Raw genomic sequence first — 9218 nt, forward strand, 5'->3', positions numbered from 1 at the left:
GATATTAATTATTCTTGAGGAATTGCACGGTAATTCCATTTTGGTAAATGTGTATCAAATACAATCGGCATTATTTCTTTGAAGTCAGCGGCATATTTTCGTCCTGTCTCGTATATTTTGTCGAGTATGTGAACAATTGTTGTTAGTCCTTTTGACGTTGATGTTCTAGAAATCAATGTTTTAACTGTTTCAACCGCTGAAAATCATGGAAACGGAGCTTAGCGAAGTGGTGATTTTTAGTCCCTGATAGGCGACAGGGCAATTCGCTGATTCGACGTGTGCTAGCAGCACGCGAGAGGAGCAAGAATTGCATTCCGAATAGCCGTCCAGCCAGTGAGGTAGTAATGACGAAGCGGCTTTTGTGCGTAGTCGTTGCGGACGCAGGGCGTTCAGGGCATCTCCCATCCGCTGCGTAGGTGAACGAATTATGGCGACAGGAGTCCCGGAATTTCGTGAGGTAGCATGGCGCGCCTGGGTTCTAAAGTTGTTGTAATTTAACTCCTCATGCTTAACCCATGTTCAGTCGTTTTTCGCTCAAAAGCCACCAAAGTGTCAATTTTAGTCGAATAAAAAAATAAAAACCTTGTTATTTCAATCGCTTCTATTTTCAAATGAAATATAGTGCCATATTTTTTTTAAAAGCCATTGATTTCCCTTGGTTTTTATGAAAAAAATTTCAGTATGTTTATTCGATGCACAACGACCCGAACCAAGAAAACTGGCGAAACCTACAAAACGTTTCGGCTAGTCGAATCCGAGCGAATTGATGGCAAGGTCAAGCAACACACCCTGCTTAACCTGGGTCGTTACTTTGATGTGCCCAAGCCCCAGTGGAAATCATTATCAAATCGTATTGACCAATTACTTACCGCCCAGACTGACTGGTGAAATGGACAACACTCAAAGTTTAGTTAGACATGAAAAAACGGGGCTTCGATTAATCAATGGGGCTGATCAACAAAAAGCGTGTTCATATAGCGTATTTAACAGAAATCCTACACCATTCCGGGCTTGTCCAACAAACGGTTCAGGTTGTGGCTCGCTTCGCGATCACAATCTAACCTTGTTCGTTAGGCTATTTTGAGTTACATACCCCCATTCTATAAATTGATGTTGCAACTTTGGTTCATCCTTAAATGCTTGAAAAAAAATAAATTCGGGAGCCAAGTCCGCACCATTCGACCATACGATAGTATCGAGTTCCTTATCAACAACTAAGTTTGAAAACTCAGATTTATTTTTTAATGGCTCAAATATCTTTCCTTTTAAAGCACTGGATAAGTCTGCTACACCTTCCCGACCATTATTAAAAGATACCTGTACTTTATAGTCTTCTAAATATTTTGCACTTGTAACATGAAGGAACATAATTTACTCCAGTGGTTCAATTGATTTTGGAGACTCATCATTTTGACAAAGCTCCCAGTTTTCAATTAATTCTTCTCTGTGTATTTCATACCATTCAAGGACATGGCGTAACGCTCGCTTGGGGAATTTACCTTCAACTACACCAGTACGAATATTTACAGTAATTTCATATTCAGCATATTTAGCATGAAAATGTGGAGGGGCATGGTCATCCCAATACATTGCGATAATTATTCCAAGAAATCTGCTTACTACAGGCATTATTAAATTGTCCTAATATTAATATGGTCTTTTCTTATTTTGCCATAAACGACTATATTTAGTTATATATCTTTCTTTCTAGCCTAACATCGAGTTAACCAGCCTCTGATAATTGTAATGGTTTGTTTTGCAATCTCTAGTTCTTCGTTGGTAGGAATCACTAAAATTTTTACAGGACTAGCATTGCTTTGAATTTCGGTAATGTTTTTTGATGAAATATTATTTTTTGTTGCATCCACTTGAATACCTAAATTTTCAAGATTCTGACAGGAAAGTGCGCGAATAATACTGGAATGTTCACCAATCCCACCTGTAAAAATAATGGCATCAAGGCCATTTAAAGCCGCCATATATGCGCCAATATATTTTTTGATGCGATAACAAAATATATGGATTGCCAACTCGGCTTTACTATCACCTTGTTCAGCTAGTTCGACAATGGAGCGCATATCATTAGTGCCACAAATTCCCTTTAGGCCACTTTGTTTGTTGAACAATATATCTAGCTCTTCAAAACTCATGCCTGTTTCACGATTTAAATAGAACAAAATAGCAGGGTCAATATCACCACTGCGGGTCCCCATAACTAGACCTTCTAATGGGGTCATGCCCATGGATGTGTCTATGGATTGACCATTTAAAATGGCGCAGGCACTGGTACCATTACCCAAATGAATAGAAATGAGCTTTAATTCAGCGCTATTTTGGTGTTTACCGTTAAGATAAGCAGTGGCCTGTTTAGCAATATAGTAATGCGATGTGCCATGAAATCCATAACGCCGCACTTTATTTTTCTCGTAGAGTGAATAAGGTAATGCATAAATATAGGCAAATTTGGGAATAGATTGGTGGAATGAGGTATCAAACACGGCAACCTGTGGCACCAGAGGGGCTTTTAGTTTTGCTAATTTAATACCTGTTAGATTAGCAGGGTTGTGTAGTGGCGCAAGAGGGCTTAGCCTATCAATGGTTTCTATGACTTGATCATTTATAAGCACTGGGTCACTAAAATATTCGCCGCCATGTACTACACGATGACCTATAGCGGCTAGCTCAGTCATTGATGATAAACAGTGACTGGATTTAAGCAGCTTAGTCATCAACTCAAGTGCTTGCTGGTGATCGCTAATGATACTTGTCTGCTTAACGTTTTCTAACAGTTGTTGCTCATTTCTAAACTCTATTTGTGACATCAGTGTTTCCATTGAAAGCAACAATAGCTAAGAAACTTAGAGAGTATGCCTTATTTTAGAGGCGGTATGCGATTATCTTGTCCTACTCCCAGATTTTTAATCAATCCTAAAAATTCTTCGCAGGATAAGCACATGGAAAAACAACAAAAAACCTAAAATAAAGCTTGCAATTACGAAAAACATTTTTTTATAATTTTATAGCATAGTTTCAATTTTACCATAAATAATTATTGGGAAACTTCAGTACTGAATAATGTGCAATTAATATTAGAAAGTGATGATCAAGCATATACTTTGAATAATTTTGTAATTGCTAGCGACAGACACGCTCCATTAGAAGTTCATGGTGCTGGTAAGTTTAAGGGACATGACTTTGAAATTAATGGTTATTTGGGGCCATTAGCTGATATTTATATACAAGATAGCCCTTATCCGGTTAGCTTGACAGCTAGTTGGCAGCAGGCGCAATTATCAATTAATGGGACGATAGAGGATCCCGATGATGGAGAGGGAATGGATCTTGTTGGAGAAATAGAGATTCCTGAGATTGCAGATATATTTGCTAAAAATATGCCACTTAAAGGTCGTTTACATAGCAAATTTTACATAAAAGGAGACTTGGATGAACTGGCGCTTGCTGAAATACAGGCCAGCATAGCGAATAAAGAATTACTGAACTTGCAAGTTACCGGGTCTATCGGAAATTTATTAACTCAGGAACAGACAGAGCTTCATCTTTCGGGTTTTGCGCATGATGCGGGGTTTCTGAAATGGCTAATGCCGGATAATAGCCCACATTTTCATAGTTTGAAGATTGATGCTGATATTAATACAGGGCAAGATGAGTATATTTTGCAAAACCTTAAAATTAACCTCTCTAATAAACAGTTAAAAATTGATTTAACGGGTAATACTCGTATTGTTCAGCAAGCACAGCCATTCCGATCTTTAGAGTTACAAGCAGAAATTAGTTCAAGGGATACTGTCACGGTAAAACCGTATCTGGGAAATATTCTACCAGAGATGGGACCAGTAAAGGGTTCAGTCCGAATTACAACACCGGGCAAAGACCTTATTCTGAGGAATATTGACCTACTCGCTGGAGTTGAAAAAGAAATTCAATTAACAGCTAAAAGCGGGTTGGGGTATCTGTCCATGGATTGGCATGGAAATATTAGTCAAATTGCATTGGATTTGGCACTAAAAGCAAAACATTCATCAGAACTTACATCGTTCTTAGAAATAGAACATCCAGAAATTGGTCCAGTAGCCATTACCGCCAGCTTGAAGGGTTCTTCAGAAAAAATAATGCTGGAAGATATTGGACTAAAGGCTGGCAACAAGGATGTTTATTTGATTCAGGCTGATGGCAGGATAAGCTTGATACTGATTCTCCGCAGCAATTAGTTGATTTGACTGTGTACTCACATGCGCCTTCGTTCCAGGATGCAGTTCGCTTATATGGAAAATATGTTCCAGACCTTGGCCCCGTGAAGGCATCTATACGGATCCATGGTACTGGTATGGTATTGACTGGTAGCGACTTTACTATGCAGCTAGGAACAAAAAATAGCTTATTATTTACGCTCCAGGGAAGTATAGAGAAAATGTTTATTACCGATGCTTTTCATAAAGGCATTGAGCTTACTGGTACCTTGACAGGTAAAAGTACAAGTCAGCTGTCTGAACTGTTAGGAAATAGTGAAATCCCTGATATTGGGCCTTTATCCGGGAAATTACTAATTACTGGAGATTCTAATAACTTAGTAATTCCACAGATTTCATTGTTTGCTGGACGAAAAAATCATTTGATGTTAACTGCGGCAGGTAAGATAGCTGAAGTCCCCCTACGGCGACGACTTTCACCCAGGGGCGTTGAAATAGTCCTGACTGTTACAGCGCCTGGCAGTGATGATTTGTCAGTGGTGCTGGGTAGCGGAATACCTGATTTTGGACCTTTATTGATTAAGGGGGTGTTAATAGGTGATAAAGGAATTTTTTCCATTAAAGATTTCAGATTAATTGCGGGTAAACCTAAGCAACCTGAAATCAGTATTAGCGGTTCAGTCGAAGACGTACTTTCTACAAAAGGAGTACATATGAAAGTCTTGTTTGATGAAAAAACACTGGTTAAATTATTTGATTTACATTCGATTCCGGAATTAGGGGCGTTAAAAGGAAGTGCCTTGCTTTCCAATGTAGACGGTAATTTTGGTCTGAAAGAGCTCAAACTTGAATCAGGAAATTCAGAACTTATTGATTTGAAAATTAACGGTGCGATTGAAAATATTGCTAAAACAAATGATATCAGTGTAAATGTTGATATTTCTATTAAGAACCCAACAGTATTCGGACGATTATTTGCCACGGATCTATCTGGGGTTAGCCCTGTTTTTGCATCAGGTCGTGTCTCTGGTAACAAAAATAAAGTAACATTCAACGGTAATGCTGTGCTTGGAAAAACTATATTGAACAATGACCTTGCTGTGTTCTTTATTAATGAGAAAACTAATATTTCCGGGACAATAAACAGCCCTAATTTAGTTCTTAAGGATTTTGGGGTCATTTCTGAATTATTTACAACAAAATCTTCTAAAGACCCAGTTCTGCATGCCAAACCTGGTAAAGCAGTAATATTTAGTGATACTCAATTACCAGTACAGCTTTTGCATAAAGTAGACCTGGATTTGAAGCTTAAAATAGCCAGAGTGAAAGGAAGAGACTACCATTTCGATAGGGTTAAGATCAATTTGTTATTGCAAAATTCCCGGTTTACAGTTCGCCCTGTTAGTTTCGATTATTCAGGGGGGCAGGTATCGATAAATGCTGAAATTGATGCAGTCGGAGCCATCGGAATACCTAAGTGGTCAGTGAATATGCAAGCTAACAATATTCAACTGGGTGAGGTTTTTCGGCAGGAACATAAAACGCCACCGATTGAAGGTGAGTTAAATTTAATTGTCGATTTAAAAAGTTCTGGTATAAGTGAGCATATGATTGCATCTAACCTGAATGGTGAAATTGGCTTGACCCTGGAAAATGGAGGGATTAATAGAAGTAACCTGGAAATGGTTTTTTTAAACCCTTTAGGTTGGGTATTCAGTCACGGGATAAACGACAATGAATTTTCTATAACATGTGGTTTAGCGCGTTATCAGGTTAAACAGGGTGTTGTCCGGTCAAAGCTCTTTTTAATGGATGGGCCTAAATTGTTAGTGAGAGGAAATGCAGAAGTAAATTTAGCGAGGGAAACAATTAATTCACTTTATAATCTGGAAAAAAAGAATATTTTCAGAAATACTTTTATTCCATCTCTTGCGACGACTAGTGTCCCTATCAAGATTACTGGAAGTCTGGCGAATCCAGATTTTGAACTAGTGAACCTGTCTTCAATAAAATCAAATGCAGACCGTTATATTTTTGCGCCGGTTGCGACAGTTCCACGAGAACTAGTTGGTACTGTATTAGATATTTTTAAAGCTAAAAAAGCTGAGCAGAGTCCTTGTCAAACATATCTGCAGAACTAGTCTGTACATTGCAGAACAGACTTTAGCTCGTGTGTATCTAAGTCATAGCTTGTGCCTCTAGCTAGATAAGACATGTAGAAGAAAGTTTTCAGTCCGCTACATGTCTAGCCATTTATTTCACTAGAGTAGTCTATTTCGCTAAAATTTCTTTTGCTTTTTCGAATGCAGCGATAAAGTCTAGATAGACAGGTTTGCCTTCGCTTAACATTGAACTAAGCAGGGCATGTTGAACTTTATATTTAATATTGCCAACTGCTAAGGGGCCAATTGCAACGGCATTCTCTGTGTTTGCTAAAGGTACTCCAAAGTCATTAACTTGAACACCCGCGATACCAGCAGGAGGGACAGCATTAACATCGCCGACTACTTTGAGTTGTTTAGCATGACCTAACACATCGGCACTTAATATTTGTATGCCTGCTTTAGCAGTACAAAAAATCAGGTCAGCATCTTCAATCAGCTTTATTTTATCGTCATCAAAGGTGGCAACGGTACCTGATAGCTTACAGTCAAAGCGGCGATTATATTCTTCAGCCAGGCCTTGTGCTTCATTACCTGAGAAATGATCAACCAGGACTGCATCGGCACCGGCTAATGATGCAATAACACCAGTAGCAATACCGACTGGCCCAGTACCACCAAAAACAAGGGCTTTACAATCTTTTAATTGTTTGTTGAATTTGCTGTTCAGTTCTTTTTCTACACATGCAACCAGGGCGGCGGCTGTGGTAAAAGCACCGCTAGGATCAGCTAGAACAGAGACCTCAAAAGGAGGCACCATGGATTTTTTTGCACTATTAAGCATATCAATAGCAACACCGATATCACGGCCACCAATAAAAATACCGGTTTGTTTAACGCCTTTAGGCCCGCGAGAGAAAATAACATCCTGAGTCATTCGATGCATGCTGTCCGGCTGGACATTGGCATAAGGGATCAGGACATCAAAATCACAGTCCAGCGCCATATTAACATCGAAAGGACTATTGTTAGACATCGGATCAAACATGTGCAATATGCTTCTTTTAGCCATTTGGTTTCCTTGTAGAGTTAGGTCGTGGTGCTCTTAGCCAGCTTTAGTTATTTAGCTGCCTTTATAAAATTGCGAGCTTCTGCAAAAGCGTGTTCAAAATGTAAGAAAATAGGTTTATCTACTTCAATCATTTGCTTTAAAAGTCTGCTTTGTACTTGATATTTAACATTGCCGATTGCTAACGCACCGATGCCAATGGCGCCGCTGTTAGATCCAGCAATGGGTTTGCCATTATCAAAAGCATCTAAGCCAGCTACCCCAGAAGGAGGTACTGCATTAACATCTGCCGCGACTTTTAACTGTGTTGCTGATGCAATGAGTTCAGCGCTTAATAATTCAATACCTGCAGCACCTGTAGCAAAGACTACGTCAGTAGTTTTGATATAGTCGGATTTATCTGCATCAGCACCAGCACTAATTGTTATTTTGCCGGACCCTAATTTCTCGCTACACATATCGGCTATGCGTTGGGCCTTATCTAATTGACGACCAATAATTCTTACATTGGCACCAGCTTGTGCAGCCAAGACGGCGACGACTTGTCCTACAGGCCCGGTTCCAGCTAAAACCAATACTGTTTTATCTGCCAGCGTGGTAGCAAAAGTTGTTGATAATTTATCTTCGACTACTGCGACCATGGCGGCTGCAGTTGTATATGCGCCACTTGGATCTGCAAAGACCGATACTTCAAAGGGTGTGAACATGGATTTTTGTGCGCTTGTCAGCATTTCCATTGCCTGTTGAGTATCACGTCCGCCGATAAATATTCCGGTATTTTTTAAACCTTTAGGGCTACGTGAAAAAATCGCATCTTGAACTAAACCACATACTTCGCCAGGTTCCACATTAATATAGGGTATTGCAGCTACCCAGCCAGCATCGACGGCCATATTGACATCGAATGGACTCAGGTTTTTTGCTGTGGTGAACATATGCAAGATAAAGGGTTTTGTCATGGCATTCTCTATAATTCGTGATTCAATATCTAAATTCAACTTGCAAGTATAAAATAAAAATCAGTTAATCACATTGAAATTTTCAAATTCTAATAAAGGTGTGTATTATTTTGGCAAGTTTAAAACATCAGGAGTAGAGCTAAATGCATAATGTGACCTTAATTAAAGGGGATGGAATCGGACCATCGATTATGGATGTTGCAGTAAAAATTATTGATGCAACAGGTGTTAATATTAACTGGGAAGAAGCTGATGCGGGGATGGCGGCTTACGAGAAACATGGGACAGCACTGCCAGATGAGACTTTGGCATCTATTGATAAAAACAGGGTCGCCTTTAAAGGGCCTTTGACAACGCCAGTAGGTAAAGGCTTTAGAAGTATTAATGTTGCTTTACGCCAAAAATATGATTTATATGCTAATGTCCGTCCAGCGAGAACCTGGAAAGGGGCGCAGAGCAAATTTGCAGACATTGATATTGTCGTTATCAGAGAGAATACCGAAGGCCTTTATATGGGGCTGGAGCATTACCTGACCAAAGAGAAGGATGTTGCGGAAAGTCTAGCGGTAATTACGCGTAAAGGATCTGAGCGAATTCTCGAATATGCTTTTAAATATGCGCGTGAGAATGAGCGTAAGAAAATTACCTTATGTCATAAAGCAAATATACTGAAATATACTTCGGGTCTATTTTTAGATGTGGGTCGTGAAGTTGCGGCGCGTTATCCTGAAATTGAATTTGATGAAAAGATCATTGATGCAACCTGTATGCACCTGGTCATGGATCCACATCAATTTGATGTCATCGTCACAACGAATATGTTTGGTGATATTTTATCTGATTTAACGGCGGGCCTGGTTGGTGGCTTAGGTCTGATTCC

At 39.4% G+C, this 9218-nt stretch carries 10 protein-coding genes and 1 pseudogene; 5 read left to right on the top strand and 6 right to left on the bottom strand.

The window, feature by feature from the left end; translation table 11 throughout:
- Positions 1–8: 8 nt before the first annotated feature.
- A pseudogene (locus CDZ78_RS12995) lies at positions 9–188 on the bottom strand (ISAzo13-like element transposase-related protein); the annotation flags it as partial.
- A gap of 173 nt (positions 189–361) precedes the next feature.
- Here CDZ78_RS12995 and CDZ78_RS23825 point away from each other — a divergent pair.
- Positions 362–493: a hypothetical protein gene (locus CDZ78_RS23825; protein WP_280175582.1), complete on the top strand. Its 132-nt coding sequence runs from the start codon at positions 362–364 to the stop codon at positions 491–493.
- A gap of 188 nt (positions 494–681) precedes the next feature.
- On the top strand, positions 682–888 hold the full coding sequence (locus tag CDZ78_RS21315) for an IS1634 family transposase N-terminal domain-related protein (protein ID WP_140414051.1): 207 nt from the start codon (positions 682–684) through the stop codon (positions 886–888).
- Positions 889–1050: 162 nt separating this feature from the next.
- Here CDZ78_RS21315 and CDZ78_RS13000 read toward each other — a convergent pair whose 3' ends face one another.
- The 3 genes from CDZ78_RS13000 to CDZ78_RS13010 form a co-directional block, all read right to left on the bottom strand.
- Entirely contained in the window at positions 1051–1368 is a 318-nt protein-coding gene (locus CDZ78_RS13000; protein WP_087870392.1) for a DUF2442 domain-containing protein, read from the bottom strand.
- A 3-nt stretch (positions 1369–1371) separates the two neighbouring features.
- Entirely contained in the window at positions 1372–1629 is a 258-nt protein-coding gene (locus tag CDZ78_RS13005) for a DUF4160 domain-containing protein (RefSeq protein WP_087870393.1), read from the bottom strand.
- A gap of 83 nt (positions 1630–1712) precedes the next feature.
- Positions 1713–2822, bottom strand: coding sequence for an acetate/propionate family kinase (locus CDZ78_RS13010; protein ID WP_244559249.1), 1110 nt, complete (start codon positions 2820–2822; stop codon positions 1713–1715).
- 255 nt (positions 2823–3077) lie between these two features.
- Here CDZ78_RS13010 and CDZ78_RS13015 point away from each other — a divergent pair, with 255 nt between their 5' ends.
- Positions 3078–4229, top strand: a complete 1152-nt coding sequence (locus CDZ78_RS13015) for an AsmA family protein (protein ID WP_087870395.1) — start codon at positions 3078–3080, stop codon at positions 4227–4229.
- Positions 4230–4240: 11 nt separating this feature from the next.
- Positions 4241–6349, top strand: coding sequence for an AsmA family protein (locus CDZ78_RS13020; protein ID WP_140414052.1), 2109 nt, complete (start codon positions 4241–4243; stop codon positions 6347–6349).
- Positions 6350–6479: 130 nt separating this feature from the next.
- Here the strand turns inward: CDZ78_RS13020 and CDZ78_RS13025 are convergent, their stop codons facing one another.
- The gene (locus CDZ78_RS13025; protein ID WP_087870397.1) at positions 6480–7382 is read right to left on the bottom strand and encodes an NAD(P)-dependent methylenetetrahydromethanopterin dehydrogenase; all 903 of its coding nucleotides are present in this window, start codon (positions 7380–7382) and stop codon (positions 6480–6482) included.
- Positions 7383–7429: 47 nt separating this feature from the next.
- Entirely contained in the window at positions 7430–8338 is a 909-nt protein-coding gene (locus tag CDZ78_RS13030; RefSeq protein WP_087870398.1) for an NAD(P)-dependent methylenetetrahydromethanopterin dehydrogenase, read from the bottom strand.
- A 143-nt stretch (positions 8339–8481) separates the two neighbouring features.
- Here CDZ78_RS13030 and CDZ78_RS13035 point away from each other — a divergent pair.
- The coding region (locus CDZ78_RS13035; protein ID WP_087870399.1) for an isocitrate/isopropylmalate dehydrogenase family protein at positions 8482–9218 on the top strand (737 nt) is incomplete at its 3' end.

This window comes from Bathymodiolus platifrons methanotrophic gill symbiont (assembly GCF_002189065.1).
GTDB lineage: Bacteria > Pseudomonadota > Gammaproteobacteria > Methylococcales > Methylomonadaceae > Methyloprofundus.

Bases quoted from the DNA above. Each gene is read 5' to 3' on its own strand.
- CDZ78_RS21315 (WP_140414051.1), top strand. From the start codon at position 682: ATGTTTATTCGATGCACAACGACCCGAACCAAGAAAACTGGCGAAACC.
- CDZ78_RS13000 (WP_087870392.1), bottom strand. From the start codon at position 1,368: ATGTTCCTTCATGTTACAAGTGCAAAATATTTAGAAGACTATAAAGTA.
- CDZ78_RS13005 (WP_087870393.1), bottom strand. From the start codon at position 1,629: ATGCCTGTAGTAAGCAGATTTCTTGGAATAATTATCGCAATGTATTGG.
- CDZ78_RS13010 (WP_244559249.1), bottom strand. From the start codon at position 2,822: ATGTCACAAATAGAGTTTAGAAATGAGCAACAACTGTTAGAAAACGTT.
- CDZ78_RS13025 (WP_087870397.1), bottom strand. From the start codon at position 7,382: ATGGCTAAAAGAAGCATATTGCACATGTTTGATCCGATGTCTAACAAT.
- CDZ78_RS13030 (WP_087870398.1), bottom strand. From the start codon at position 8,338: ATGACAAAACCCTTTATCTTGCATATGTTCACCACAGCAAAAAACCTG.